General features: G+C 59.3%; 19 protein-coding genes and 2 rRNA genes. 7 read left to right on the top strand and 14 right to left on the bottom strand.

The annotated features are described in order from the left end of the window. Position 1 precedes the first annotated feature (1 nt). From AC2T9U_RS11405 to AC2T9U_RS11420, 4 genes are all read right to left on the bottom strand, one after another. A complete protein-coding gene (locus tag AC2T9U_RS11405) occupies positions 2 to 1,963 on the bottom strand; it encodes a GMC family oxidoreductase (protein ID WP_493696169.1) in 1,962 nt (653 codons plus the stop codon). Next, complete coding sequence (locus tag AC2T9U_RS11410; RefSeq protein WP_493696170.1) at positions 1,960 to 3,159, bottom strand: hypothetical protein; 1,200 nt, start codon at positions 3,157 to 3,159, stop codon at positions 1,960 to 1,962. The genes AC2T9U_RS11405 and AC2T9U_RS11410 overlap by 4 nt, the downstream gene beginning before the upstream one ends. A 44-nt stretch (positions 3,160 to 3,203) precedes the next feature. Next, the gene (locus AC2T9U_RS11415; RefSeq protein WP_493696171.1) at positions 3,204 to 4,244 is read right to left on the bottom strand and encodes a glutathione S-transferase family protein; all 1,041 of its coding nucleotides are present in this window, start codon (positions 4,242 to 4,244) and stop codon (positions 3,204 to 3,206) included. A 135-nt stretch (positions 4,245 to 4,379) separates the two neighbouring features. Then, positions 4,380 to 4,772, bottom strand: a complete 393-nt coding sequence (locus AC2T9U_RS11420; protein WP_493696172.1) for an RNA-binding S4 domain-containing protein — start codon at positions 4,770 to 4,772, stop codon at positions 4,380 to 4,382. 84 nt (positions 4,773 to 4,856) lie between these two features. Between AC2T9U_RS11420 and AC2T9U_RS11425 the strand changes: the two genes are divergently transcribed. Beyond that, positions 4,857 to 5,738: a fructosamine kinase family protein gene (locus AC2T9U_RS11425; protein ID WP_493696173.1), complete on the top strand. Its 882-nt coding sequence runs from the start codon at positions 4,857 to 4,859 to the stop codon at positions 5,736 to 5,738. Between the two features lie 625 nt (positions 5,739 to 6,363). Continuing rightward, positions 6,364 to 6,825, top strand: coding sequence for a peptidylprolyl isomerase (locus AC2T9U_RS11430; RefSeq protein ID WP_231935425.1), 462 nt, complete (start codon positions 6,364 to 6,366; stop codon positions 6,823 to 6,825). An 80-nt stretch (positions 6,826 to 6,905) separates the two neighbouring features. Here AC2T9U_RS11430 and AC2T9U_RS11435 read toward each other — a convergent pair whose 3' ends face one another. Together AC2T9U_RS11435 and AC2T9U_RS11440 are read right to left on the bottom strand one after the other, a co-directional pair. After that, positions 6,906 to 7,184 carry a hypothetical protein gene (locus AC2T9U_RS11435; RefSeq protein WP_493696174.1) on the bottom strand — a complete coding sequence of 93 codons (279 nt, stop codon included), beginning with the start codon at positions 7,182 to 7,184 and terminating at the stop codon, positions 6,906 to 6,908. A 185-nt stretch (positions 7,185 to 7,369) separates the two neighbouring features. Continuing rightward, positions 7,370 to 9,211, bottom strand: a complete 1,842-nt coding sequence (locus AC2T9U_RS11440) for a phosphoenolpyruvate carboxykinase (GTP) (protein WP_493696175.1) — start codon at positions 9,209 to 9,211, stop codon at positions 7,370 to 7,372. Positions 9,212 to 9,499: 288 nt separating this feature from the next. Here AC2T9U_RS11440 and AC2T9U_RS11445 point away from each other — a divergent pair, with 288 nt between their 5' ends. After that, positions 9,500 to 9,814 (top strand): hypothetical protein, encoded by a 315-nt coding sequence (locus tag AC2T9U_RS11445; RefSeq protein WP_493696176.1) that lies wholly within the window; start codon positions 9,500 to 9,502, stop codon positions 9,812 to 9,814. A 61-nt stretch (positions 9,815 to 9,875) separates the two neighbouring features. Here AC2T9U_RS11445 and AC2T9U_RS11450 read toward each other — a convergent pair whose 3' ends face one another. After that, the gene (locus tag AC2T9U_RS11450; RefSeq protein WP_493696177.1) at positions 9,876 to 11,537 is read right to left on the bottom strand and encodes a dihydroxyacetone kinase family protein; all 1,662 of its coding nucleotides are present in this window, start codon (positions 11,535 to 11,537) and stop codon (positions 9,876 to 9,878) included. A gap of 168 nt (positions 11,538 to 11,705) precedes the next feature. Between AC2T9U_RS11450 and AC2T9U_RS11455 the strand changes: the two genes are divergently transcribed. Beyond that, positions 11,706 to 12,503: an HNH endonuclease family protein gene (locus AC2T9U_RS11455; RefSeq protein ID WP_493696178.1), complete on the top strand. Its 798-nt coding sequence runs from the start codon at positions 11,706 to 11,708 to the stop codon at positions 12,501 to 12,503. Further along, positions 12,500 to 13,099 carry a phosphoribosylanthranilate isomerase gene (locus AC2T9U_RS11460; protein WP_493696179.1) on the top strand — a complete coding sequence of 200 codons (600 nt, stop codon included), beginning with the start codon at positions 12,500 to 12,502 and terminating at the stop codon, positions 13,097 to 13,099. Before AC2T9U_RS11455 ends, AC2T9U_RS11460 begins: the two co-directional genes overlap by 4 nt. On the opposite strand, the gene AC2T9U_RS11465 is transcribed toward AC2T9U_RS11460, so the two are convergent. Continuing rightward, on the bottom strand, positions 13,096 to 14,223 hold the full coding sequence (locus tag AC2T9U_RS11465; RefSeq protein WP_493696180.1) for an AI-2E family transporter: 1,128 nt from the start codon (positions 14,221 to 14,223) through the stop codon (positions 13,096 to 13,098). The genes AC2T9U_RS11460 and AC2T9U_RS11465 overlap by 4 nt on opposite strands. 256 nt (positions 14,224 to 14,479) lie before the next feature. On the opposite strand from AC2T9U_RS11465, the gene gnd reads away from it, so the two are divergent. Further along, complete coding sequence (gnd, locus tag AC2T9U_RS11470; RefSeq protein WP_115032038.1) at positions 14,480 to 15,361, top strand: phosphogluconate dehydrogenase (NAD(+)-dependent, decarboxylating); 882 nt, start codon at positions 14,480 to 14,482, stop codon at positions 15,359 to 15,361. A gap of 65 nt (positions 15,362 to 15,426) precedes the next feature. Here the strand turns inward: gnd and AC2T9U_RS11475 are convergent, their stop codons facing one another. The 4 genes from AC2T9U_RS11475 to AC2T9U_RS11490 all read right to left on the bottom strand — a co-directional run bounded on the left by AC2T9U_RS11475 (position 15,427) and on the right by AC2T9U_RS11490 (position 20,940). After that, positions 15,427 to 17,436 (bottom strand): OPT family oligopeptide transporter, encoded by a 2,010-nt coding sequence (locus AC2T9U_RS11475; RefSeq protein WP_493696181.1) that lies wholly within the window; start codon positions 17,434 to 17,436, stop codon positions 15,427 to 15,429. Positions 17,437 to 17,636: 200 nt separating this feature from the next. Then, positions 17,637 to 18,485 carry an aldo/keto reductase gene (locus tag AC2T9U_RS11480; protein ID WP_493696182.1) on the bottom strand — a complete coding sequence of 283 codons (849 nt, stop codon included), beginning with the start codon at positions 18,483 to 18,485 and terminating at the stop codon, positions 17,637 to 17,639. A gap of 80 nt (positions 18,486 to 18,565) precedes the next feature. Then, entirely contained in the window at positions 18,566 to 19,399 is an 834-nt protein-coding gene (nadE, locus tag AC2T9U_RS11485) for an NAD(+) synthase (RefSeq protein WP_493696183.1), read from the bottom strand. A gap of 32 nt (positions 19,400 to 19,431) precedes the next feature. Continuing rightward, the gene (locus tag AC2T9U_RS11490; protein ID WP_493696184.1) at positions 19,432 to 20,940 is read right to left on the bottom strand and encodes a class I adenylate-forming enzyme family protein; all 1,509 of its coding nucleotides are present in this window, start codon (positions 20,938 to 20,940) and stop codon (positions 19,432 to 19,434) included. 185 nt (positions 20,941 to 21,125) lie between these two features. On the opposite strand from AC2T9U_RS11490, the gene AC2T9U_RS11495 reads away from it, so the two are divergent. After that, a complete protein-coding gene (locus tag AC2T9U_RS11495) occupies positions 21,126 to 22,091 on the top strand; it encodes an L-lactate dehydrogenase (RefSeq protein WP_115032027.1) in 966 nt (321 codons plus the stop codon). A gap of 123 nt (positions 22,092 to 22,214) precedes the next feature. Here the strand turns inward: AC2T9U_RS11495 and rrf are convergent. Beyond that, positions 22,215 to 22,331, bottom strand: a 5S ribosomal RNA gene (gene rrf / locus AC2T9U_RS11500). 97 nt (positions 22,332 to 22,428) lie between these two features. After that, a 23S ribosomal RNA gene (locus AC2T9U_RS11505) occupies positions 22,429 to 25,499 on the bottom strand. Between the last annotated feature and the right edge of the window lie 64 nt (positions 25,500 to 25,563).

Here is a 25,563-nt window from a genome sequence, read left to right on the forward strand (position 1 = left end):
GTTATGCGATGTGGGTAGTTCGGGCGTCGTTGAGGATGACATCGGCGGCGCGTTCGCTGGCGGCGTAGATGGCCATGAGTGGGAAGAGTGCGGGGATTTTAGGAAAGGCGGATGCGTCGACGACGCGGAGGTTTTCGGCGCCGCGGACACGGAAGCGGGAGTCTAGGACTGCTTTGGGGTTGTTGTCTGGGCCCATGGGTGCGGTGCATGAGGCGTGGTGGCCCCAGGCGTCGCGGCGGATGAGGTTGTCGAGGTCGGGTCCGTTGATGGTGGGTCCTGGGTAGATTTCGTGGTCGCGGGCGGCGTCTGTAAAGCGGAGTTTGCGGGCGAGGTCGTTGACGGAGCGGGCGTGGCGGAAGCCTTGTCGCATGGCTGCGAGGTCGGCTTGTGCGCCGGGGGTGTTGGTTCCGTCGTCGAAGTAGCGGAAGTTGATGTCGGGTGTGGTGGTGGGGTCAGCGGAGCGGAGGCGGACGTATCCGGACATGCTTTGTTGGTATCCGCGGATGATGGCCCAGTTGAAGTGGCGGCGGCTGCGGACTCCGTCTTCGGCGAAGTTGGGTCGGTAACCGGTGAAGTGGGAGGGTGCACCGAAGATGAAGAGTTCTGGGTGGTCGGAGCCGCCGTCGAATTTTTCTTTGAGTCCGATGAGTAGGCCGTTGGAACGATAGAGGGCGTTGGGGTCGCCGGAGCGCCAGCGTTGGAGTTCGAGGTCGCCGGGGGCGCCGAAGGCTGCGTCGCGTAGGAGGGCGAATCGGCGGTCGAATTCTGTGACGACGGTCATTTCGTATCGGTCTTGGAGGTTTTCGCCAACGCCGGGTAAGGCGATGATGGTTTGGATGCCGTGGCGTTGCAGTTGTTTGGGGTCGCCAATGCCGGAGAGCATGAGCAGTTGTGGGGTGTTGAATGCGCCGGCGGCGACAATGACTTCGCGGCGGGCGGTGATGTGTCGGCGATTTTTGTTGCGTTGGTCGGTGTTGATGCGGTGTTGGATGGGGCTGGCGCCGTAGGCGCGGGGTGAGATGACCAGGTCGATGCCGGTGGCGCGGGGGCGGTTGGTGCGGCCGCGGTCGAAGGTGATGCGTTCGACGAGGGCGTCGGTTTGGAAGAAGAGGTGTCTGGTGAGGCGTGGGGCGGCGTCGAGGAGACGGTCTCGGGTGCCGTATCTGTGTCCGTTGCGGCTGGATTGGGGTACGAGGCATGCACCGGTTCGTGTTGCTTCGACGGCGGCGGGGTCGTTGGGGTCGAAGAGGGTGCCTTTGGCAGTGAGGTTGTTGAGGTCGATGTCTGCGGGGGTGAGGTTGTGGGTTGGGTGTTGGGTGATGGTTGCGGTGACGATGCGGGCGAGGGTGGTGTCGCGGGCGAGCAGGGCTGCGGGGCTGGTTTCGATGGGGAGCCATTCGCGGACGCGTTGGAGGTATTTGTTCATGATGGCGGCGTTCCAGGACGGGTCGCCGGTGTGGCGTGCGATGTAGTTCCAGTCTTCGAGTTCGGGGGCGAGCATGAGCAGGGCGTGGTGGGTGGTACATCCGCCGAGGGTGGAGGCTCGGGGGTAGAGGACTCCGCCGTGTTGGGGGATGTATGCGCTGCCGTGTTTGGTTGGGTCGGTGTAGTGCTTGACCCAGAAGTCCCAGCTGATTTCTGGGTCGGAGGAGGCGAAGAGGTGGAAGGCTGGGACGTCGTAGACGTCGCGGGATGAGGTGGCGGGGCCTGCGTCGACGACGAGGACGGTGTGTCCTGCTTCGGCGAGTCGGACGGCGAGGGGGCCGCCGCCTGCTCCGGAGCCGATGATGATGTAGTCGTATTCGGTGCGGTTGTCGGTGGCGGAGCTGTCGATGGTGGGGCGTCGGGGGCCGGCGTTGGGGGTGGGGACCCAGTCGTGGCGTAGGGCTGCGGCGCTGGCTGCGGCGAGGGTCGCTCCGGCGGTGAGTCCTGCTGTGAGGAGGTTTCGGCGGGGGATCATCATGGGGTGACCTCTCGTCCGTCGGTGCGGCCGGTGGGTGGTACGGGGCCGCGGCTTAGGGCTGTGGTGATGATGAGGGCGCCGATGAGGGCGAGGATGAGTGCGGCGGTGTAGGGGGCAGGTTGGGTGATGAGGGTTGTTGCGGTGGCGAGGGCGGCGAGGGCGGCGAGGGCGGCAATTCCGGTGCGGGTGTCTGCGCCAGCGTGGCGGGTGATGCGGATGAGGAGGGTTCCGTAGGCCATGGCGATGATGAGGGTGGTCCAGGGGGTGGGGGTGGTCAGGGTGGTCAGGACTGATCCCCATAGGAGGGCGGCGTGGGCGGTGAGGGTCCACCAGCCGGTTCGGGTGCCGTGGTGAACTGCGAGGGCGCAGGCGGCGAGGGCGCAGGCGGCGCCGAGGAGTAGGCCTGGCCAGGGGTGGGTGGGGGTGAGATGGCTGGAGATGGCGGGCACGGCCCCGGCGAGGGTTTGGATGATGAGGGCGGTGAGGATGGTGGTGCGTGTGGTGGGCCAGAGGCGCTCGTCGGGGGTTTTTTTGGTGGTGAGTCCGGCCAGGGTGGAGCACAGGAGGATGAGTCCGGCCATGGTTGCGATGTCGGCGCCGTCGATGGCGATGGTGTCGTGGGTCCAGGGGTGTAGGAGGAGAGTGAGGCTGACGGGCAAGGTGAGTGTGGTGGTGATGGCCAGGATGTGGGAGTACTGGATGTTGGTGAGCCAGAAGAGTCCGATGGCGCTGAGGATGAGTGCGGGGATGGGTGGGATTTCGTAGAGGTGGGCGATGGCGGCCCAGGGCAGGGCGGTGAGGATGGTGATGGCTAGGTGGATGGGTGAGCGGAGGGTGGCGGCGATGGCTAGGTTGAGGGTGATGGCGATGAGCAGGGTTGAGGTGAGTGCGCCGCCCCAGCCTAGGAGTGATGACCAGGTGAGGGTGAGCAGGAGGGTGAGGATGCCGGCCCAGCCGCCGAGGGTGTGGGCGATTTCGGTGTTGCCGCGGCGGGCATTGCGGATTCCTGTTGTGATGAGGATGGCGGCAACGGCGGTGAAGACGGTTGGGTAGATGGGTGCGGGTAGGGCTGGGAGGAGTTGGGCGACGATGAGCACGATCGCGGCGACGAGGAGTAGAACTCCGATGTTGATTCCGAGGAGCCGGGCTCGTTCGCGTGCGGCTGTGCGGTTGGGTCCGGGGTTCGGGGCGGTCACGTTGAGTAAGTATTCAGCATGTGGCTGCGTGGAAGTTTGAGGTTTCATCTTTTTGTGATGTGGAGTGGTGTATGGGTGGGGTCAACGATTTCGGTGGCAGGTGGTGGGGGTGGTGGGGTGCCGTGGTCTCCCCAGGTGTTGGTGTCGAAGCGGTCTCGGTCGTGGGGGTCTAGGAGAGCGCTCATGTCGGGTCCGCTGGGGATGATTTGGGTGGGGTTGATGTCGGTGTGGACGCCGTAGTAGTGCTGTTTGATGTGCAGGAGGTCGTTGGTGTCGCCAAATCCGGGGGTTTGGAATAGGTCTTTGAGGTAGTTCCAGAGGTTGTGCATGGTGGAGAGGGGTTGGCGGTTGCATTTGAAGTGGCCGTGGTAGGCCAGGTCGAATCGGATGAGGGTGGGGTAGAGGCGTAGGTCGGCTTCGGTCAGCTGGGGGCCCATGAGGTAGCGGGTGGTGGCGAGGCGTTCTTCGAGGGTGTCTAGGGCTGTCCAGAGTCGGTTGTAGGCGGCTTCGTATTGTTCTTGGCTGCCTGCAAATCCGGCGCGGTATACGCCGTTGTTGATTTCTGTGTAGATGTATTTGATGAGTTGGTCGAGTTCGTGTTGTTGGTGGTGGGGGTAGAGGTTGGGTGAGCCTTCGCGGTGGAGGTGGCGCCATTCTTCGCCGAGGTCGAGGGTGATTTGGTTGTAGTCGTTGGTGACGACGGCGCCGTTGTGGGTGTCGACGATGGCGGGGACGGTGATTCCGCGTGGGTAGTTGGGGTGGCGTTTTTCGTAGGCGTCTTTGAGGTGGTGGATGCCCAGGATGGGGTCTTTGCCTTCGGGGTCGAGGTCGAAGGTCCAGCTGTGTTTGTCGTGGGTGGGGCCGGCGATCCCCATGCTAAGGACGTTTTCGAGTCCGTAGATGCGTCGGGCGATCATGGTGCGGTTGGCCCAGGGGCAGGCTCTGGAGACGATGAGGCGGTAGCGGTGTGGTTCGACGGGGTATCCGTCGCGGCCGTCGCGGGTGATGCGGGTGGTGATGTATCGGGTGTCGCGCTCGTAGGGTTTTCCTGCGGTGACGTAGCTTCCTTGGTTGGTGTTTTCCATGGGGTGTCCTTGGTGGTTGGGGTGGATTCCATCTCATTTTAGTTGAAACTGCAACTATTGAGGTGGGGTGCTTTAGGAAAACAATCGGCACCCTGTTGGCAGCAAAGAAGCGCCAGGCACAGTGAAATTGGGGCTCTATCGGATGCGGTTGCCAGTGCGACCACGGAGGCGATCAAGTTCGCGGCGTTCGCGTTTGGTGGGACGTCCCGCGCCGGGTTCCCGGACGGCTACTGCAGCGGGGCGGAATTGGCGTGGGGGCGCGGGCGGGGAAGTATCAATGACCGCTTCGGCAGCTGCTGGCGCACCGACGCGTTTATTGAGCAGCTGCACGGCTTGCAGAATGCGCGTGCCTTCAATCTTACGAACTTCGACTTTGCTGCCGATTTTGACGTTGGAGGATGGTTTGGCTTTGTTTCCATCAATGGTGACTCGCCCGTTTTTGCAGGCGCTGGCTGCGAGTGAACGTGTTTTATAGACGCGGACAGCCCATAGCCACACGTCAATCCGTACTGTGCTGTTCTCCGCCATCGGTTTAGCGTATCGGGACAGCATAGCGGGGCGGAGGGTTGCTCGCTGTGGGCGTTGATCGGCTTAGACGAGGTAGGAAGTCGAATGAGTATTGGGGTTATCCCTGATGGCTTGCGGGATTTCAGGGATGTGTGGGAAGGATTTCGTCTTTTCGATGTGACTGCGGTGCGCGGCGGAGATGTGGCGAGGTCTTTTCGGGCTCAGACTCCCGATGGTGCTGTGTTTATCAAGGTATTGCCAGATCCGGTGCCGGGGATGTTTGAGCATGAAGCATTGGGACTACAGGCATTGCGGGAGCATGTTCCGGCATCTTTGAATGTGCCGCGGGTGCTGTCTTCATCGCGGCGGGGGTTGGTGTTGGAGTGGGTTAATGAAGGTGAGCGCGGGTCGGCAGCGATTGAGGAGGAGTTTGGTCGAGGATTGGCGGGGCTGCATGGTTCATCGAATGAGTTTTTTGGTGGGGTCAGTGACGATACTCGGGGGGTTTTAGGGACGGTCGGCCTGGATGAGCGCCCCTGTGACCGGTGGTCGGAGTTTTTTGCAGAACGCAGGCTGGTGCCTTTGACGGAGCAGGCAGTAGCGGTAGGCAGGTTAGATCCACGTGCGCGGGGCTTGGTGGAGCGGTTGGCACAAAGGGCAGATGAATTATGTGGGGCTGTGGAGCCGCCTGCTTTATTGCATGGGGATTTATGGGCGGGGAATCGTCTTGTTGATGTGAATGGCAGGAATTGGTTGGTGGATCCGGCTGTTTTTTGGGGGCACCGAGAGTACGACGTGGCGATGATGATGTTGTTTGGTGGGTTTGGTTCGCGGGCTTTTGCTGCTTATGAAGAAGTTGCGCCATTAGCGGACGGTTGGAAGTCGCGCGTGCGGTGGTATCAGCTTCCTCCTTTGTTGGTACACACCATCATGTTTGGGGGTTCATACGGGAATGAAGCTTTAGCTGCGATGGGTGCATATTTGTGAGCGTCACGCGTTGGGCCGCTACAGACAGTCGACCAGGACGGTTTTTCAGGGCAACTGTGCTGGATGCGGAATGATCCCGTAAGTCTGTTCTATCCACATACCTTCTCCACATTGTGGACGAACTGTTTTATCCGGTGAACACGCAGGTCAAACCCTCTATTTTCACCGCATTGAGGGCGCTCATTTTCGAAGATCGTGGGTCTTTTTGTTGAGGTAATCGAGTTTTTCTCACCGTGTATGGACAAGTTTTCTGCCGGGAGGTGTCTCTTGTATTTCATCGTGTATGAAATACAAGAGAGTCTTCTCTTAGCTGAACAGATCAGGCGCGTCGTAGCTGGCTTATACGGCGTGGGCCGCTGCCAGCAACTACCTTTGTTTTGTGCGTATCTCGACTACAGCCCTTGTCGTGTCCTTGGCCGCATTGACCCTCACGGCGTGCGGCTCGTCGTCTAACAATGCCGGAGCAGATTCGTCCTCCCAGAGCGCCTCAGCGTCGCAACCAGCCAGTGCTGCCCCTACGGGAAAGGTGGAATGTCCTCCTGCCGATGGCGCAGAGAAGCGGACTACCCAGTTCCCTGGGCCAGCGCCGCAATGCATCGATGACAAAAAGACGTATACCGCGACGGTGAAAACTGACGTAGGTGAGTTCGATGTACTGCTGGATCAGAAGAAAGCACCAAAAACGGTGAATAACTTCGTGTTCCTCGCACGGAACAAGTACTACGACACCACACCTTTCCACCGCGTAATCAAAGACTTCATGATCCAAGGTGGTGACCATGAAGGAACTGGTCGAGGTGGCCCGGGGTATCGAATTGAAGATGAGTTCCCGCAGCAAGGCGAGTACAAAGTTGGCTCGATTGCGATGGCGAATACAGGCGAGCCCAACTCTGGCGGGAGCCAGTTCTTTGTGGTGACTGGTGAGGCAGGTGTGGGTCTGCCTCCGAATTACTCCCTGTTTGGTCAGGTCACTAAGGGAATGGATGTCGTGAAGAAAATCGAGGCAGACGGCGGTGAGGCTGGCGACCAGGCTGGTGTACCGAGCAAGGTGCACAAGGTAGAGAAGGTCACTATCACTGAGAAGTAACGCCTCCCGCATGAGGGAGAACTGACCGTCGGCGACATGTGTCGCCGACGGTCTCGTCATGTAGAGCGCTTGCCAGATTGTTATATGTAGGTGTGGTAGACGCAGCTGACCTGGCGCTTATAGGCGCATTCAAGGTAGGGGTTGCGCAGAATGGCTGCGACGACGATGGCTGAAGCCCACAGAGCTAGGAGCGCTGTGCTTTGTTTTCCACGTGCTGTTGCAGGCCAAAGCAGAACCGCGGCCGCGCCTAGCAGGTATGCGGCGGCGATGATCCACCAGCTTTTCCGACGAGCACGGAATGCGATCCAGGCGAACCCTGACCAGGCGATGAGGCCTGCGCCGAGCAGGATGGGCAGCATCCATACACTGTGTCGGGCTCGCCAGATGGTGTCGTGACGGGAGTCGAGCATCTGTCTTTCTGGGTTTGGGTGCTTAGTGAGTTGGTGGTCTGCACGACACGGCTCCTCGAACGCACCGTGCAGACCACCGCATGGTTCACCTCGCACCTCCAGTTACGAGGTGAACCAGTACCGCGCGTGCCTACTTAGTCCTCTTTATTGAGGTCTGCTTCGACGCGGCGGTGGGCTTCCCAAATTTCTTCGGGCAGGTTGGGGAATTGTTCGAGGTGCTCGGCACGGAAGCCCATCTCTTGCTTCCAGCGAGGCACGTCGATGGAAAGGATGCGGTCGAGGTCTTCCTGGGGAATGTCAAGTCCTTCCAGGTTGAGCTCATCTTGGGTGGGGAGGACCCCGACGGCGGTCTTACAGCCTTTGGCTTTACCTGCTTTGAGGTCCATTAGCCACAACAGTGCGCGCAGGTTTTCGCGGAATCCGGGCCAAAGGTAGTGGCCGTCTTCAGGGTCACGGGCAAACCAGTTGACGTGGGCGAATAGCGGTTTGTCTGTGGCTCGACCGATGACGTCGAGGTAGTGGCGGGCGTAGTCACCTTCGGAGTAAGACATGAAGGGTCGGTTGGACATGGGGTCGTAGCGCAGTTGCCCGTCGACACCTTCGGCGGCGAAGGTGGCTTCGGCTCCGAGGGTGAGGCCGTCGTAGACGCCTTCGGCCAGATCGGTGATGGCGCGAATGAGGGGTTCGCGGTCACGGGTACGGCCGCCGAAGATGATGGCGTCGATTTCAACGCCGACGGGGTCGTTGTAGTCAGGCGCAACGTTGGGAACGTTGGCTAGGGTGCTGGTGAAGCGGCTGTTTGGGTGGGCCCAGGGTTCGTCTTTTTCGGCCTCGCTGCGTTCGGCGATGGCCTGGCCTTTCCAGTCGTACCAGCCGTCGAGGTCGGCTGGTGGGGTTGGGGTGCGGCCTTCCCACCAGACTTCGTGAGTTTTGGTGTTGTAGGCAATGTTTGTGAAGATCGCGCCGCTGCCTTCTTGGACGGCTGCGATGGCGGTGGGGTTGGTTTTTTCGTTGGTGTCTTTTGCGACACCGAAGACACCGTTTTCGGGGTTGAGGCCCATGAGTTTTCCGCTCTTTTCGTCAACCCAGAGCCAGGCGATGTCGTCGCCGTAGAACTTGACGCTGTAGCGGTCGCCGAGTGCATCTGGCGGCAATGTCATGGCGAGGTTGGTTTTGCCAGATGCGCTGGGGAATCCACCGGTGATGTGGTACTTCTTGCCGGTTTCTTTGTCTTCAATTCCTAGGAGGAGATACTGCTCGCCAAGGAATTTTTTGCTGGCCCAGCCGTCGTAGGCGGCTTGGCGTAGGCCGTGGGCGATTTTTCCCAGGAGGGCGTTGCCGCCATAGGAGGATCCGAAGTGCAGGATGAGTCGTTCATCGGCGACGGTGACGAAGTATCGCTTGTCTTCTGGGGTTCCTTGGCCGAGGTTTTCCAGGTCGCCGGTGACATGAACGGCGCGGACGAAGGTGTCGGGGTCTTCGAGGTTGTTGATGAGGTCAACGCCGACACGGGCCATGCGGATCATGTGGAGTACGACTGCACGGTTGTCGGTGAGTTCGACTCCGGCGGCGTATTTTTCCAGGGGTGATCCGGGCTGTGCCATGAGGTAGGGGATCACGTACATGGTTTTGCCTTCGCTCGCACCGCGCATGAGGTTTTCGAGCAGTGGCTTCATCTCACTGGAGTGACGCCAGTTGTTGTAGACGCCTTTATCTTTTTCATCGGCAGTGGCGACGATGGTGCGTGATTCTGATCGGGCGGTGTCTTTGGAGTAGCTGCGTGAGTAGTAACGCCCTTGGCCTGCGGGTTGAAGTTCGCCGGCGTCGAGTGCTTCTTGGATGAGGCGGGCATCGTCGGATGCGCTGACCACTTCGACGTTTTTCGCTCCGGTAATTTCTGCCCAGTGACTGACGAATTCGCGCACGGACGCGTTCGTCAATCCGGCCTTGTCCATCGCTGCAACTACATCAACCACGTTGTCGACCGTCCTCAGTTTGCGTCGTTAGGTATCGCGGCTACGGTGCCGCTTGCTTACACGGTACGCATGTATGCGTTTTCATAGCTCACTGAGCAGTGTCGTCTTATTATTTGACACAAGTTTGTCCGAGATTGGTTTTTTGTATGTGTATGCCTGGTGCCATTCGGCCACGTCATCACGGCTAGGTGCCCTGCGGCATGGGATGGTCGGAGATGTACTGCGTCTCTGCGGCGGGTGTCCCGTCGTGGAGTTTTGCCGCTGCCCCCAAACTGCAAGGAGCTAGCCGTGCCGGATAAACCTGACCTGTGTGACGAGGGCGAGCGCCACGACGCAAACATCGCCACCCAATTTGAGCTCAACCAGGCGTTTATTGACGAGGTGGGGGTCGAGAAAGCTGAGCAGCTTCGAAGTACGCTCACCGAGCTGACCGCCGCTGGTTTCACCTCCACGGATGCAGCGGAAAAAGAGCTGCGCTCGCGCTTGTCTGTGTTGGGTATTGAGGTTTCTGATCCGGAAGTGACGGCGTTCGCGGATCAGATTGTGCGGTCGGTGAGGCCGGTGAGTGTTTTCGATGATGGGTCCACTCCCCCGCATCAGTGAGTGCGTCCGCGTGGCAAGGCTGTTGGCATGACGTTGTGGTCTTGCCACGCGGACATGTTTGTTAGGAGAGGCTGTCGCGTAGCGAGGCGAGCCACATGGCAACGGCAACAGCGCCGGGGTCGGTGTAGCCGCGTCCTCGTTCACCGACGTAGCTGGCCCGCCCTTTGCGGGAGACGCCTTCTTCTGTGGAGGCAGCGCCTTCTTCAGCTGCGGTGACGACATCGTTCCAGGTGCGTTTTTCGCATGCAGCGGTGGCTGCGGGCAGGAGGGCGTCAACCATGGTTCCGTCGCCGAGTTTGGCTCCTCCCAGTTCACACATGGCGTGTACGCCTGCGGAGAATGCTTCAGGCCAGGGGGTTCCTTGGTCGAGGGCTTCGGCTGCGCGTAGGAACATGATGGCGTAGAGCGGTCCGGAGGTTCCGCCGACGTCACGTCGGGCTATGTGGCAAAGGCGGCGGAGTTGGTCTGCTCCGCTGCCTTTTCCTGGGTTTTTTTGCCAGGCGGCGGCTCCGCGGGCGAGGGTGGAGCCGAGGTCTCCGTCTCCTACGTTGCGGTCGGCGTGGTCGAGTTTTTCGCGGTTGTCCAGGAGCATCGCGCAAGCGGTGTCGATGGCGTTGTGGATTCGTTCGTCGGTGTTGTTTTCGCAGTGGTCGCTGGTGGGGTCTTCGGGTGCTTCGATCCAGGTAATGCGGGCGTTGTGGGGTCCGGCTCCTGGCCAGGCGATGGAGGTTGTGGGGGCGTCGAGGTGGGGGAGGAGTTCCTCGTCGATGGCTAGGAGGGTGACGGAGATGCCGATCATGTTGATGCTTGTCATGACGGGTCCGGCCCAGATGCGGGTGAGGTCGAGGTCGAGGTTGTTGATGGCTTTGGCGGCGGCACGGGTAGCGATGTCGAGTTCGAGGGCGGATGTGGCGCCTGCTGAGCCGATGAGGGCTACGACTTTTTGCCCGGGAGCGTAGCCGCGATCAGCGGCGATGCGCGTAACGAGGGTTTTAACGAGTTCGTCTGCGTTGGTGAGTTTCTCGCGACTGACGCCGGGTTCTCCGTGGATTCCTAGTCCGAGTTCAACTTCGCCGGTGGGCAGGTCGAATCCGGCGTCGGTGGCGCCGGGGACGGTGGCGCCGGTGAGGGCGACGCCCATGGTTCCTACAGATTCGGCGACGCGTCGCGCGGTGGCGGCAACCTCGTTGAGGGGTGCGCCTGCGGCGGCGAGGGCTCCTGCGATTTTGTGGACAAGCACGGTGCCGGCCAGGCCGCGGCGGCCTGCGTTGTCTGCGGAGGTGGCGAGGGCGACGTCATCGGCGACGGTGACGACTTCGATTTTGAGGCCTTCGCTTCGGGCGACTTCGGCGGCCATACCGAAGTTGAGGCGGTCGCCGGTGTAGTTCTTGACGACAAGGAGTGCGCCTGCCTCGCCGGTGACGGCGCGGATGCCATCGAGGATGGCGTCAACGCTGGGGGAAGCGAAGATTCCTCCGGCGATGGCGGCGGTGAGCATTCCGTCGGCGACGTATCCAGCGTGGGCGGGTTCGTGGCCGGCGCCGCCGCCGGAGATGATGGCGACAGGTACTTGGTCGCGGCGTCCTTGGGCGATGGCGTGGGCGGTGGCGGCGTGTACGGCGATGGTGCGGTCTTTGAGCAGGGCTAGTCCTGGCTGGGTGAGCGCGACTCCTTCCAACAGTTCGGGAACCACGTCTGCGGGGTTGTTGATTAGAGAAGTCATTTGCACAGGCAAGCACATTCGTTGGCTGTTGTGTTGGGGGTGTGCGCGTGTGGGAGGCGTTGTGGTGATTGGGGTTTGACTCCCACGTTGGAGGGCCCACATGGCGGGAAGGTGAAAAGATCACGGCCATGTTTGGTGTTGGTTTTGTGATGGGGCCGGTGTCCTGAAGTGACGTATGTGCAGCGTTTGGTGGGTAAGCGGGCGTGGAGTGTCATTGTGGTGGCGGTTGTGGTGGTTGGGATTGGGTTGTCGTTGTTTTCGCATAATCCGCGGGTAGCTGCGGCGTTTGCTGCGTTTCGGCGGGTGGCAGTTGTGGTGGTGCCTGGGATTGAGGATTGGCTTCCGGGTGGGGTGGGTTCGGCGGGGGGTGCGCAGGCGAAGGTTTCTGCTGCGGAGGTGGCGGAGGCTAAGGGTGCGTTGGAGCAGTTGCCTGTGGTGACGCGGCGGCGGGTGGAGGGGTATTCGCGGGAGGTATTTGGGCCTGCGTGGAGTGATAACACGGATGCTGAGTTGGGGCACAACAGTTGTGATACGCGTAATGACGTGTTGGCGCAGCAGTTGCGTGATGTGACGTTTAAGGAGGATGCGCGAGGCTGCACTGTGTTGACGGGTGTTTTGGATGATCCGTATACGGGTAAGACGATTCGGTTCTCTAAGCAGAAGGCTTCGGCGGTGCAGATCGACCATGTTTTTCCGTTGTCTGCCAGCTATGACTTGGGAGCGTCGTCGTGGTCTGCGGCGAAGCGGGCGAAGTTCGCGAATGATCCGGTGTTGAATTTGTTGGCGGCTGATGGTCCGGCGAATGGGTCGAAGGGTGATAAGACGCCGGGTGATTGGATGCCGCCGAATAAGGGGTTTCATTGTGCTTATGCGGTGAAGTTCATCAAGGTGACTAAGGCGTACGGTTTGAAGCTTGATCGGGCGGATAAGCCTGCGTTGGAGAAGGCGTTGCAGTCGTGTTCGTGAAGATTTGTGGGATTACGTCGGTGGTTGATGCCTGTGTGGTGGTGGAGGCGGGGGCTGATGCGGTGGGTGTGGTGATGAGTGGGACAAGCGTGCGTGGGGTGAGTATGGAGGTGGCTGGTCAGGTGGTGGAGACGGTGGGTGGGCGTGTGTCGACGGTGTTGGTGACAAATGATTTGCCTGTGCGTGTGGCTGTTGATGTTGCGCAGAGATTGGGGTTTTCGGTTTTGCAGTTGCATGGCAGTGCATATGGTTTTGAGGATTTCGTGGCAGCTGCGGAGGTTTTTCCGCGGGTGTGGCGGGCGACGTCTTTTTCGCAGGCGGGGGTGTTGGACGCACGGGCTTGGGGGGCGGAGGTGTTGGTGTTGGATGCGCCGCGGCCAGGTGAGGGGCTGGCGTGGGATTGGTCGGTGTTGGGGTCGCAGTGCCCGGTAGGTGAGTGGATGTTGGCGGGTGGTCTGCATCCGGGGAATGTGGCTGAGGCGGTGCGGGTGGTTTCGCCGTGGGGGGTGGATGTGGCCAGTGGTGCGGAGGTTCGTCCGGGTGTGAAGGATCCGGAGAAGGTATTTGCGTTTGTGGAGGCGGCGAGGTCGTTTTAGGGGGTGTGTGGTGGTTGGGGGTGGGTTTCGATGGCTGGGATGGCGATGGGCATGGTGTCGGCGGCGGTGTGCACTGTGTGGTGGAAGCCTTTGTATGCGGCGACGGTGATGCCGACGACGGGGATAGAGAGGAAGAGTCCGATCATTCCGAGGGCGGCGGCGCCGGCGGTGGAGAGGAAGAGGGTGATGACGGGTGGGAAGCGGACGGCGCGTGACATAAGGAGTGGGGAGAGGAGGTTGCTTTCGGTGGCGATGACGATGGTGACCAGGATGAGTGTTTCGAGGCCGAGGTTGATACCGCCAAAGAAGAGGGATATGGCAATGCAGATGGCGCCGGCGATGGTTGATCCGATCATGGGGACGTAGCCAAGGATGAAGGTGACAAGTCCGAGGGGGATTGCGAGAGGGACTCCCAGCCATTCGAGACCGATGCCGATGAGAATGCCGTTGACGAGTCCGGTGAGGGTGGAGGCGAATGTCCACCAGCGGGCGGTGATGGTGGCTTCGTGGAGGGCGTTGCGGGCTGCGTTTTGGTAGCGGGGTGGGGCGATGTGGGTGATGGCGTTGGTGAGTTGTTCGGCGCCGATGAGGGTAAAGACGGTGGCGGCCAGGGCGAGGGCGGTGATGGATGCTGTGGCGGTGGCGATGTTGAGGCTGGTGATTGCGGCTCCGCTGAGGCTGGTGATGAGTTGGTCTGTTCGGGAGGCGACTTGGTTTTGGAGGTTGTCGACTGTGTGTTGGGGTAGGACCCAGCCTTGTTTGATGAGCCATTTGTTGGTGGCTTCGACGCTGCCGACGGCGGCGGTGGAGATGGTGGGGGCGGCGTTGATGAGTTGGATGATGGTGGCCCAGAGGAGTCCGGCAACGAGCAGTCCTGTGGTGAGAACGACGAGAATGGCAGCGACGGGGCGGCTGAGGGGGCGGCTGAGGGGCTTGGTGATGGGCCAGAGGAGGGAGGCCAGGACGAAGGCGAGGAATGCTGCGATGGTGACGATGTAGATGTGAACGGCGATCCAGATGATGAGCAGGAGCGCGGCGGCGGTGACGAGGAAGCGGGTTGCTAGGACGGCTTCAGTGCGTAGTAGTTGACTGCGGTGGCGGGGGGTGGGTGTTGCGGGGGGCACGGTTCCAGTATTGGTGCTGTTTGGGGTGCTGTTGGGTTACGGCGCGGGGTGTTTCGTTTGGATGTCGGGGACGGTTATGAACGTCCGGATGAGCTGTCTTTGACAAGGCCCCTTTATCATTTATGGAGGATGTGGCGCATCCTGCCACATGTGATTTTGCCGACAATGCCGTTGGTGGGTTGTACGGGTCGGGCTCGTTCACTGCGGTGTCGCGGGTTGTGGTTCGTGTGCTTGGCCAGGCGGACAGGAGATTGCGATGAAGCTGGGTTTGATCGGGTTGGGAAAAATGGGTGGCAATATGCGGGAGCGTCTTCGCCGTGCTGGCCATGAGGTAGTCGGTTTTGACACAAATCCGCAGATCGCTGATGTGTCGTCGGTGGAGGAGATGATTGCTGAGCTTCCGTCTCCTCGGGTGGTGTGGGTGATGGTTCCTGATGCTGTGACGGGTCAGGTTATTGAGGAGGTTGCGGGGTTTTTGTCCTCGGGTGATCTGGTGATTGATGGGGGTAATTCACCTTGGTACAACGATGAGGCGCATGCGGCGTTGTTGGCGCAGAAGGGTGCGCATTTTGTGGATTGTGGTGTTTCGGGTGGTGTGTGGGGTTTGCAGAACGGTTATGCGTTGATGGTGGGTGGGCCGGATGAGGCGGTGGCGTTGGCTCAGCCGATTTTTGATGCGTTGCGCCCGCAGGGTGAGTTTGGGTTTGTGCATGCTGGTGGGCATGGTGCAGGGCATTTCGCGAAGATGGTGCATAACGGCATTGAGTATGGGTTGATGCAGGCGTATGCCGAGGGTTGGGAGTTGCTGGAGAAGGCTCCGCAGGTGGTGAATGTTCCTGAGGTTTTCAAGAGTTGGCGTGAGGGAACGGTTATTCGTTCGTGGTTGCTTGATTTGATGGATAACGCTATGGATGCGGATCCGCATTTGGACAAGATTGAGGGGTATGCGGCGGATTCGGGTGAGGGGCGTTGGACGGTGAATGCTGCGGTGGATTTGGGTGTTCCGGTTCCGACTATTTCGGCGGCGTTGTTTGCGCGGTTTGTGTCGCAGCAGAAGGATAGTCCGGCGATGAAGATGGTTGCGGCTATGCGTAAACAGTTTGGTGGGCATGCCACGAAGGAAGAGGCTGACGGCTGAGTTTGGGGTGATGTGTCAGCGGCCCGCCACGTTGTTGTGGCGGGCCGCTGGTGTTTGGGGGGTGGTTATGTGGGGGTGTTGTTTGTGGTGGGGGTAGGGACGTCGTTTTTGAGTGCTACGGAGCGAATCCAGGTGTAGGCGGCGACGATGATGATGGCGAAGAGGGCGACGCCGATGATGTCTGCGACGGGTTCGAAGCTCTTGGGAAGGATGGCTAGTGCATCTTCATTGTTGGTGGTGGCGACGATTCCGGCGAAGAGAACTCCGAAGAGGGATTCTCCGACGATGAGGCCGGTTGCCATGAGGACGCCGAGTCGTTTGGCGCTTTCGGGGTTTCCTCGGCGTTCGGCCCAGCGGTCGTAGATCATTCCCAGGAGTGCACCGATGGGGATCATGAGGGTGAGGCTGATGGGTAGGTACATGCCCATGCCTGTGGCAAGTGGCGGTAGTGAGAGACGGTTTTTGCTGGTAGCGCGGAGTGTTTCGTCAATGATGACGACTGCAACGCCTAGCGCGGCTCCCAGTCCGATGTGTCCCCAGTTGAGGTCTCCACCGAGGACGCCTTTGGCGAGGGTGGAGATGAGGGAGGCTTGGGGGGCGGCTAGGGCGTCTGGTCCGGCTCCGGGGGCTCCGACGAATCCGAAGCTGGTGTTCATGATGTGGAGGATGGGCGGGATGACTAGGGAGCCGAAGGCGACGCCGATGATGAGGGCGACTTGTTGTTTCCAGGGGGTGGCTCCAACGAGTTGTCCTGTTTTGAGGTCTTGGAGGTTGTCGTTGGAGATGGTGGCGACGCCGAAGACGATGGCAGTGGTGAAGAGGGTGTAGCCGACGAGGGCTGCGGTGGTGTCTCCGGTGCCTGCGCCGTGGACGGTTTTGATGAGTAAGGCGATGGCGATGGCGACGATGATGCCTACGCCGGAGATGGGTGAGTTGGATGCGCCGATGAGGCCGGCCATGTAGCCGCAGACGGAGGCGACGAAGAGTCCGATGATGAGGATGAAGAGGATGGAGGTGATGATCAGGCCGGTTGCGTTGTCTTGGAGGGGGGTGCCGCGGGTGAAGAGCCACAGGATCGCGCCGATGGGGAGCATGGAGGCCATGGTGACGGTGGCGACGAGTTTGATGGGGATGTCGCGTTCGGTCAGGGGTAGTTCTTCGCCGAGTGCGCGGGCGTTGCTGGCTGCGAGGGCTCCTGTGATTCCTTTGATGATGGGGCCGATGATTTTCAGGAGGGTCCATAGGGCGGCGACGGCCATGGCGCCGGCGCCAATCATGCGGACGTCGTTTTTGAAGACGTGTTGAAGGGTGTCGGCGAGGGGCTCGTTGCCTGCGTTGGCGATGGCTTCGGGGCTCAGAATTGGTAGGAGGATGCCGTGGGAGGTGATGAGCCCGATGATCATGGCGATGCCGACGGTGATGCCGACGAGGTGGCCGACGCCGATGAGGGCCAGGGAGAGGCTGCTTCCGATGATGGTGCCGCCTGATCCGATGCGGATGGTGCGGGAGATGGATTCGGAGACGAGGCGGAGTTTGCCGAGGAGGATGTACCCCATGGCGGAGAGTGCACCGGCGCTGATGACGGTGAGTCCGCGTTGGTTTTCTTGGGCTCCGGAGGCGGTGTCGCCGACGCGGAGCACTTCTGCTGCTGCGACGCCTTCGGGGTAGGGCAGGTCGGAGCCTGTGACGAGGGCGCGTCGTAGGGGGATGGAGTACATGACGCCGAGTACTCCGCCGAAGAAGCAGACTGCGGCGGTTGTCCAGTAGGGGAAGCCGGACCAGTAACCGAGCATGACGAGGCCGGGTAGGACGAAGATGATGGCGGAGAGGGTTCCTGCGGCGGAGGCGATGGTCTGGACGATGTTGTTTTCGGTGACGGTGTGGTCAGCGAAGTAGCGCAGGATCGCCATGGAGATGACTGCGGCGGGGATTGAGGTGGCGAAGGTGAGGCCGACTTTGAGTCCGAGGTAGACGTTGGCGGCGGTGAAGACGAGGGTGATGATGCCACCGATGATGATGCCGCGGAGGGTGAGCTCTTTGGCCGTGGGGCCTGTTGTTGGTGTGTGGGTGGTCACGTGGGTGGCCTTCCTGGTGTGTGGCCTGTTGCTGCTTGTTACGTATCGCTGTCCTGGTTTGTGACGGGTTGTCTTTTGGGTCTGCGATTCGGGAGTTCACTGTACTTGTGCTGGGGTGGTGGGTTGATGTTTGGGGACATGGGCCAGGCGGGCCGCGGCTGTGGGGTGGGGTGGGGGCGGCCCGCCTGGTTGGGTGGTTTTTAGGCGCCGATGTTCATGTCGTCGGGGTCTGGGCCGGAGCGTTTTCCTTGGTCGAGGGCGTTGATGGCGTTCATTTGTTCGTTGTTGAGTTCGAAGCTGAAGAGGTCGAAGTTGGTTTCGATGCGGGTGGTTTTGACGGATCGGGGGATGACGATGGATCCGATTTGGAGGTGCCAGCGCAGGATGATTTGGCCGGGGGTGACGTTGTGTGCTTGGGCGATGGAGGTGATAGTGGGGTCGTCGATGATGTTGAGGCGTGCGCCTAGGGGGGACCAGTCTTCGGTGATGATGTCGTGGGCGTCGTGGTAGGCGCGCATGGGGTTTTGCGTGAGGTAGGGGTGGAGTTCGATTTGGTTGATGGCGGGTAGTTCTCCGGTTTCCTCGGCGAGGCGTTGGAGGTGGTGTTCTTTGAAGTTGCATACGCCGATGGCGCGGGTTTTTCCGCTGTCGCGTAGTTCGATGAGGGTTTTCCAGGTGTCGACGTAGGCGTCTTTGGCGGGGGTGGGCCAGTGGATGAGGTAGAGGTCGACGTAGTCGGTGTCGAGTTTGCGGAGGGATTCTTCGAGGGCTTTTTTGGTGGTGTGGGTGCCTTGGGCGTCGTTCCAGACTTTGGTGGTGAGGAAGATTTGGTCGCGGGGTATGGGGGTTTGGCGTAGTGCGCGCCCGACTGCTTCTTCGTTGCCATAGATGGCGGCAGTGTCGATGCTGCGGTAGCCGGTGTTGAGGGCGTGCAGGACGCAGTCTGTGGCGTCTTGGTTGGGGACTTCCCAGGTGCCGTAGCCGAGTTGGGGCATGAGGATGGTGGTGTTGCCGGCTCGGAGGTTTTTGGTGGGGGTGGGGTTTGTCATGTTTCTTGTCTACTCCCAGTGGCGGCGTTTTGGGGGGAGGGTTGGGGTGTGGTGGGGATGGTTTTTGGGTGGGGGTGGGGTTAGTGGGTGTTGGTTGGGGTGAGGGGCAGGGCACGTTTGTGTGCGGTGCGGGTGTACCAGTTGGTGATAGTGGTTTCGGCGTGGGGGGGGATGGTGTGGCCTTCGAGGTAGTCGTCGATGTGGTCGTAGGTGACGCCGAGTGCGGTTTCGTCTGGGTTGAGGGGTTTGTCTGTTTCGAGGTCGGCGGTGGGGATTTTGTTGATGATGTGTTCGGGTGCGCCGAGGTGGTGGGCGATTTGTCGGACGCGGCGTTTGGGTAGGCCGGCGAGGGGGGTGAGGTCGCAGGCTCCGTCGCCGTGTTTGGTGTAGAAGCCGACGAGTGCTTCGGCGGCGTGGTCGGTGCCGATGACGAGCATGTTGTGGGCTGCGGCGATGGTGTATTGGGCGATCATGCGTTGGCGGGCTTTGATGTTGCCGCGGATGAAGTGGGGGTTGGTGAGTTGGGTCATTCCGGCGTGGGTGCAGGTGTTCCACATGGCGTCGGTGGCGGGGGCGATGTCGACGGTGAGGGTTTGGTCGGGGTTGATGAAGGTGAGGGCATCTTGGGCGTCTGGTTCGTCGGCTTGGGTGTTGTAGGGCAGTCGCATGGCGATGAAGGTGGCGTCTGTGCCGGTGTTGCGGGTGCGTTCGACGGCGAGTTGGCATAGGCGTCCGGCGAGGGTGGAGTCGATTCCGCCGCTGATTCCTAGGACGTATCCGCGTGCTTGGGTGTGTTGAAGGTAGTTGGTGAGGAATGTGATGCGTTTTTCGGCTTGTTCGGCGGGGTCAAATGTTGCTGGGTTGGTTACGTGGAGTTCGTTGATGATGTGTTGTTGGAGTTCTTTGTTGTTCATGTTTTTTTATTTCTGGTTGGTGGTGTGGGGTTTTAGTTGTTGGGGTGTATTTCTTTGGGGATGGCGATAGCGCGTTTGAGGATTTTTCCGGTGCTTCCTTTGGGGATTTCTGTGGTGAACCAGATGTGGCGAGGGACTTTGAAGGGGGCTAGGTGTTTGCGTACGTGGTCGCGGAGTTCTTGTTCGTTGGTGGTGATGTTGTCGTGGGTGGTGATGGCGGCGATGATTGCTTCGCCGCGTGTGGGGTCGGGGATGCCTAGGACGGCGCATTCGGCAACGGCGGGGTGGGTGTAGAGGGTGTCTTCGATTTCGCGGGGATAGACGTTTTCGCCGCCGACGATGATGAGGTCTTTGCGGCGGTCGACTATTTCGACGTATCCATCGTGGTTGATGCGGGCGATGTCTCCGGTGCGGAGGGTGCCGTTGTGGAGGGTTTCGTTGGTGGCTTGTGGGTCGTTCCAGTAGCCGCGCATGACTGCATGCCCGTGGACTGTGAGTTCGCCGGCGTGGCCGATGGGTAGTGTTTCGCCGGTTTCGGGGTTGATGATGTTGATGGTGATTCCGGGTAGTGGGGTTCCGACGCTTCCGGGGCGGTTGTGTGTGCCTTGGTTGAGTAGGACGACGGGTGAGGTTTCGGAGAGTCCGTAGCCTTCGATGATGGGGAATCCGAGGGTGTGAGTGAGGCGGTCGTGGAGTTCGGGGGCTAGGGGTGCGCCGCCGCTGATTCCCCATTTGATGGTGTTGAGGTTGTAGGTGTGGTTGGGGTGGTTGTGGACGAAAGCGAGGGCGTTGTACATGGATGGGACTGCGGTGATGCAGGTGATGGCGTGTTTGGTGATGAGGTTGAGGGCTTGGCGGGGGTTGAATTGGGGTTGGAGGATGGTGTGTGCGCCGGTGGCGAGGACGACGTTGAGGCAGACGGTTTGGCCGAAGGCGTGAAATAGGGGCAAGGAGCCGAGCATGGTGTCGTTGGGGGTGAGTTTGATGATGTCGGCACAGATGGTGGCGTTGGTGACGAGGTTGTTGTGGGTGAGCATCGCGGCTTTGGGTGTGGATGTGGTGCCGGATGTGAAGAGTAGGACTGCGAGGTCGTTTGTGCTGCGGTGGGGGTAGGTGGTGACGGGTTTGGTGGTGTTGAGGTAGGTGGTGGGTGGTTGGCCGGGGGTGATGGTGATGGTGGGGGTTTGTGTGTTGTGGGCGGCTTGGTGGCTGTTGGGGGTGTCGGGGTGGGTGATGAGGAGGGCGGGGGTTACGTGGCGTAGTTGTGCTTCGATTTCGGTTGTGTGTAGGGCGGGGTTGAGTGGAACTGCGATGGCTCCTGCGCGGAGGGTTCCGTAGTACCAGTCTGCGAATTCGACGGTGTTTGGGATTGATAGGACGATGCGGTCGTCGGGTTTGATGCCGGCGTTGATGAGGTGTTGTGCGATGGTGTCGGCGCGTTCGCCTAGTTGGGTGTAGGTGAGGGTGGTGGTGTTGTCGCTGAGGGCTGGGCAATCACCGTGTGTCGCGATGGTGTTGGCGAGCATCTCGGTGAGCGTCATGGGTGTTCCCTTCATTGGCGTGGCGCTTCCGGTTCCAGAATGCCGCATTTTATGTGGTTGTTTGTTGGGAGTGCGGGGGTGCGCTGGGGTGGGATGTGGCGTATTTGGCGTGGGTGGGGTGGTGGTCTGGGTGGCTTTGATGATGGGGGGTGGGGGATGCTGGTGATCGTATTTGTGTCTTCGTTATGGAGGTTTTGGCAGTGAAGTATGTGCCGAATCGGGTTGTGCTTATTGGTACGGGCGCTGTGGGAATGGCGTATGCGTATGCAGTGGTAAATCAGGGGATCTGTGAAGATCTTGTTTTGATTGATTTGAATGAGACTAAGTCGCGTGCCGATGTGTTGGATTTGAACCATGGCGAGGCGTGGGCCCCGGCGCCGGTACATGTGACTTTTGGTGATTACAGTGCATGTAAAGACGCAGCCATGGTAGTTATTTGTGCTGGTGCGGCGCAGAAGCCTGGTCAGACGCGTCTTGATTTGATTGACACTAATTTGAAGATTTATTCGAGTGTTGTTTCTCAGGTAATGGCTTCTGGGTTTGACGGTATTTTCTTGGTGGCTACGAACCCTGTCGATATTTTAACTTTTGCTACGTATCGTTTTAGTGGCCTGCCTCGTGAGCAGGTTTTGGGGTCGGGTACTACGTTGGATACTGCTCGTTTGCGGTTCCACTTGGGACGTCACTTTGAGGTGTCGACCGCGAATGTACATGCGACGATCATTGGTGAGCACGGCGATTCTGAGTTGCCTGTGTGGAGTTCAGCTTCGGTTGCAGGTCGTTCTTTGAGTCGTCAGTTTAAGAATGATCCACAGTTGAAGTCGGACTTGGATGAAATTTTTGAGCGGACGCGGAAGTCTGCTTACGAGATTATTGATGCGAAGGGTTCGACTAGCTACGGAATTGGCATGTCGTTGGCTCGGGTGACGCGTGCGATTTTGAAGAATGAAAAAGCGACGATGCCTGTGAGCGCAATTCTTGATGGTGAGTATGGGCAGGAAGGCGTGGCTGTTGGTGTGCCTGCCATTTTGTCTCGTGGTGGGGTGAAACACATTGTGGAGTTGGACTTGGATGAGGAAGAGCGCGCCGCTTTCGAACAGAGTGTGAATATTTTGAAGACTCACTACGATGAGGCGACTCACGCAGAATAGAAGAAGAGTTAAGGGGGTGAGGGGTAAAGCATCAGATGCTTTACCCCTCACCCCCTTAACTAGTGTTTTTGGGTATGGGGAAAGGGCCTGGAACAATGTTCCAGACCCTTTCCATCACATATATTCCGGCGGTGACCTACTCTCCCACACCGTCCCCAGTGCAGTACCATCGGCGCTGAAGGGCTTAGCTACCGGGTTCGGAATGTAACCGGGCGTTTCCCCAACGCTATAACCACCGAAAAACCAACAGAACCAATCAGAAAAACATCCTTCATGATCCCGTAGGGCTGATGCCCCAAGAACCGCACAGTCGACGCGAACAAAACTCTTAAAAGTGTGTATCAAGCCATCGGCCAATTAGTACCAGTCAGCTCCACACATCACTGCGCTTCCACACCTGGCCTATCAACCCACTCGTCTAGTGGGAGCCTCACACCTCGCAAGGAGGCATCGAGATCTCATCTTGAAGCACGCTTCCCGCTTAGATGCTTTCAGCGGTTATCGCTCCCGAACGTAGCCAATCAGCCATGCCCTTGGCAGGACAACTGACACACCAGAGGTTCGTCCATCCCGGTCCTCTCGTACTAGGGACAGCCCTTCTCAAATCTCACACGCGCGCAGAGGATAGGGACCGAACTGTCTCACGACGTTCTAAACCCAGCTCGCGTACCGCTTTAATGGGCGAACAGCCCAACCCTTGGGACCAACTCCAGCCCCAGGATGCGACGAGCCGACATCGAGGTGCCAAACCATGCCGTCGATATGGACTCTTGGGCAAGATCAGCCTGTTATCCCCGGGGTACCTTTTATCCGTTGAGCGACCGCGTATCCACTAACCACGGCCGGATCACTAGTCCCGACTTTCGTCCCTGCTCGACACGTCCGTCTCACAGTCAAGCTCCCTTGTGCACTTACACTCAACACCTGATTACCAACCAGGCTGAGGGAACCTTTGGGCGCCTCCGTTACCTTTTAGGAGGCAACCGCCCCAGTTAAACTACCCACCAGGCACTGTCCCTGAACCAGATCATGGTTCGAAGTTAGACATCCAATACGACCAGAGTGGTATTTCAACAACGACTCCACACACACTAGCGTGCATGCTTCACAGTCTCCCACCTATCCTACACAAGCCGCACCGAACACCAATACCAAGCTATAGTAAAGGTCCCGGGGTCTTTCCGTCCTTCTGCGCGAAACGAGCATCTTTACTCGTATTGCAATTTCGCCGAGCTCATGGTCGAGACAGTAGAGAAGTCGTTACGCCATTCGTGCAGGTCGGAACTTACCCGACAAGGAATTTCGCTACCTTAGGATGGTTATAGTTACCACCGCCGTTTACTGGCGCTTAAGTTCTCAGCTTCACCCCGAAGGGCTAACCGGTCCCCTTAACGTTCCAGCACCGGGCAGGCGTCAGTCCGTATACATCCACTTACATGTTCGCACGGACCTGTGTTTTTAGTAAACAGTCGCTTCTCCCTGGTCTCTGCGGCCATCACCCCTAGACAGAAAAGTCTTCAGGGCTCCGGCCCCCCTTCTCCCAAAGTTACGGGGGCATTTTGCCGAATTCCTTAACCATGATTCACTCGATCGCCTCGGTATACTCTACCAAACCACCTGAGTCGGTTTAGGGTACGGGCGGCTCACACCTCGCTAGAAGTTTTTCTAGGCAGCATAGGATCACCCTACTTCCCCCAAAAGGGGTCATCATCACACCTCAGGACACACCGGGCGGATTTACCTACCCGGCACCTCACATGCTTGAACGTGGACAACCATCGCCACGCGGAGGCTACCTTCCTGCGTCACTCCATCGCTTACCTACTACCAAATCGGATCACGCACTCAACCCGCAAACAACCCCGAAGGGCCATAAGCAAGCATCACACGCTTAGCATCAAAGGCCTCAGTATTGGCGGTGTTTCGCCGGTACGGGAATATCAACCCGTTATCCATCGACTACGCCTGTCGGCCTCGCCTTAGGCCCCGACTTACCCAGGGCAGATTAGCTTGACCCTGGAACCCTTGGTTATTCGGCGGACGGGTTTCTCACCCGTCATTCGCTACTCATGCCTGCATTCTCACTCGTGTAGCATCCACCACTGGATCACTCCGCAGCTTCACACGCTACACGACGCTCCCCTACCCAACTTTCGTTGCCACAGCTTCGGTGGTGTACTTGAGCCCCGCTACATTGTCGGCGCGGAATCACTTGACCAGTGAGCTATTACGCACTCTTTCAAGGATGGCTGCTTCTAAGCCAACCTCCTGGTTGTCACTGCAACTCCACATCCTTTTCCACTTAGCACACGCTTAGGGACCTTAGCTGATGATCTGGGCTGTTTCCCTCTCGACTACGAAGCTTATCCCCCGCAGTCTCACTGCCACGCTTCACTTACCGGCATTCGGAGTTTGGCTAACGTCAGTAACCTGGTAAGGCCCATCAGCTATCCAGTAGCTCTACCTCCGGCAAGAAACACGTGACGCTGCACCTAAATGCATTTCGGGGAGAACCAGCTATCACGGAGTTTGATTGGCCTTTCACCCCTACCCACAGCTCATCCCCTCAGTTTTCAACCTAAGTGGGTTCGGTCCTCCACGACGTCTTACCGTCGCTTCAACCTGGCCATGGGTAGATCACTCCGCTTCGGGTCTAGACCCCGCGACTCAAACGCCCTATTCAGACTCGCTTTCGCTACGGCTACCCCACACGGGTTAACCTCGCCACGAAGCACTAACTCGCAGGCTCATTCTTCAAAAGGCACGCTGTCACCCCACAAAGAGGCTCCAACGGATTGTAGGCACACGGTTTCAGGTACTATTTCACTCCCCTCCCGGGGTACTTTTCACCTTTCCCTCACGGTACTAGTCCGCTATCGGTCACCAGGTAATATTTAGGCTTATCGGGTGGTCCCGACAGATTCACACAGGATTTCACGGGCCCCGTGCTACTCGGGAAACGCACACGGAGTACACGCCATTTCGTCTACGGGGGTCGCACCCTCTACGCCACGCCATTCAAGACGTTTCGACTATGACACGTATTTATCACTCCGCCGCACCATGTCAGTGGTGCACGCACGATCCCACAACCCCGATCACACAACGCCTGACAGCTATCACATGCAATCGGTTTAGCCTCATCCGCTTTCGCTCGCCACTACTCACGGAATCACTATTGTTTTCTCTTCCTGCAGGTACTGAGATGTTTCACTTCCCCGCGTTCCCTCCACACACCCTATGTGTTCAGGTGTAGGTGACTGGACATGACTCCAGCCGGGTTTCCCCATTCGGAAATCCTCGGATCACAGCCTGTTTATCGACTACCCGAGGCTTATCGCAGATTACTACGTCCTTCATCGGTTCCTGGTACCAAGGCATCCACCGTGCGCCCTTAAAAACTTGACACACAAAGAATCAGATGCTCGCGTCCACTGTGCAGTTCTCAAAACACCAGCCCACACCCGAATCC

The organism is Dermatophilus sp. B7861-1, from assembly GCF_058996045.1.

What these genes read in the sequence shown, in the direction of transcription:
- AC2T9U_RS11405 (WP_493696169.1), bottom strand. Translation starts at nt 1,963, where the DNA reads ATGATGATCCCCCGCCGAAACCTCCTCACAGCAGGACTCACCGCCGGA.
- AC2T9U_RS11415 (WP_493696171.1), bottom strand. Translation starts at nt 4,244, where the DNA reads ATGGAAAACACCAACCAAGGAAGCTACGTCACCGCAGGAAAACCCTAC.
- AC2T9U_RS11420 (WP_493696172.1), bottom strand. Translation starts at nt 4,772, where the DNA reads ATGGCGGAGAACAGCACAGTACGGATTGACGTGTGGCTATGGGCTGTC.
- AC2T9U_RS11425 (WP_493696173.1), top strand. Translation starts at nt 4,857, where the DNA reads ATGAGTATTGGGGTTATCCCTGATGGCTTGCGGGATTTCAGGGATGTG.
- AC2T9U_RS11435 (WP_493696174.1), bottom strand. Translation starts at nt 7,184, where the DNA reads ATGCTGCCCATCCTGCTCGGCGCAGGCCTCATCGCCTGGTCAGGGTTC.
- AC2T9U_RS11450 (WP_493696177.1), bottom strand. Translation starts at nt 11,537, where the DNA reads ATGACTTCTCTAATCAACAACCCCGCAGACGTGGTTCCCGAACTGTTG.
- gnd (WP_115032038.1), top strand. Translation starts at nt 14,480, where the DNA reads ATGAAGCTGGGTTTGATCGGGTTGGGAAAAATGGGTGGCAATATGCGG.
- AC2T9U_RS11480 (WP_493696182.1), bottom strand. Translation starts at nt 18,485, where the DNA reads ATGACAAACCCCACCCCCACCAAAAACCTCCGAGCCGGCAACACCACC.
- nadE (WP_493696183.1), bottom strand. Translation starts at nt 19,399, where the DNA reads ATGAACAACAAAGAACTCCAACAACACATCATCAACGAACTCCACGTA.
- AC2T9U_RS11490 (WP_493696184.1), bottom strand. Translation starts at nt 20,940, where the DNA reads ATGACGCTCACCGAGATGCTCGCCAACACCATCGCGACACACGGTGAT.
- AC2T9U_RS11495 (WP_115032027.1), top strand. Translation starts at nt 21,126, where the DNA reads ATGGAGGTTTTGGCAGTGAAGTATGTGCCGAATCGGGTTGTGCTTATT.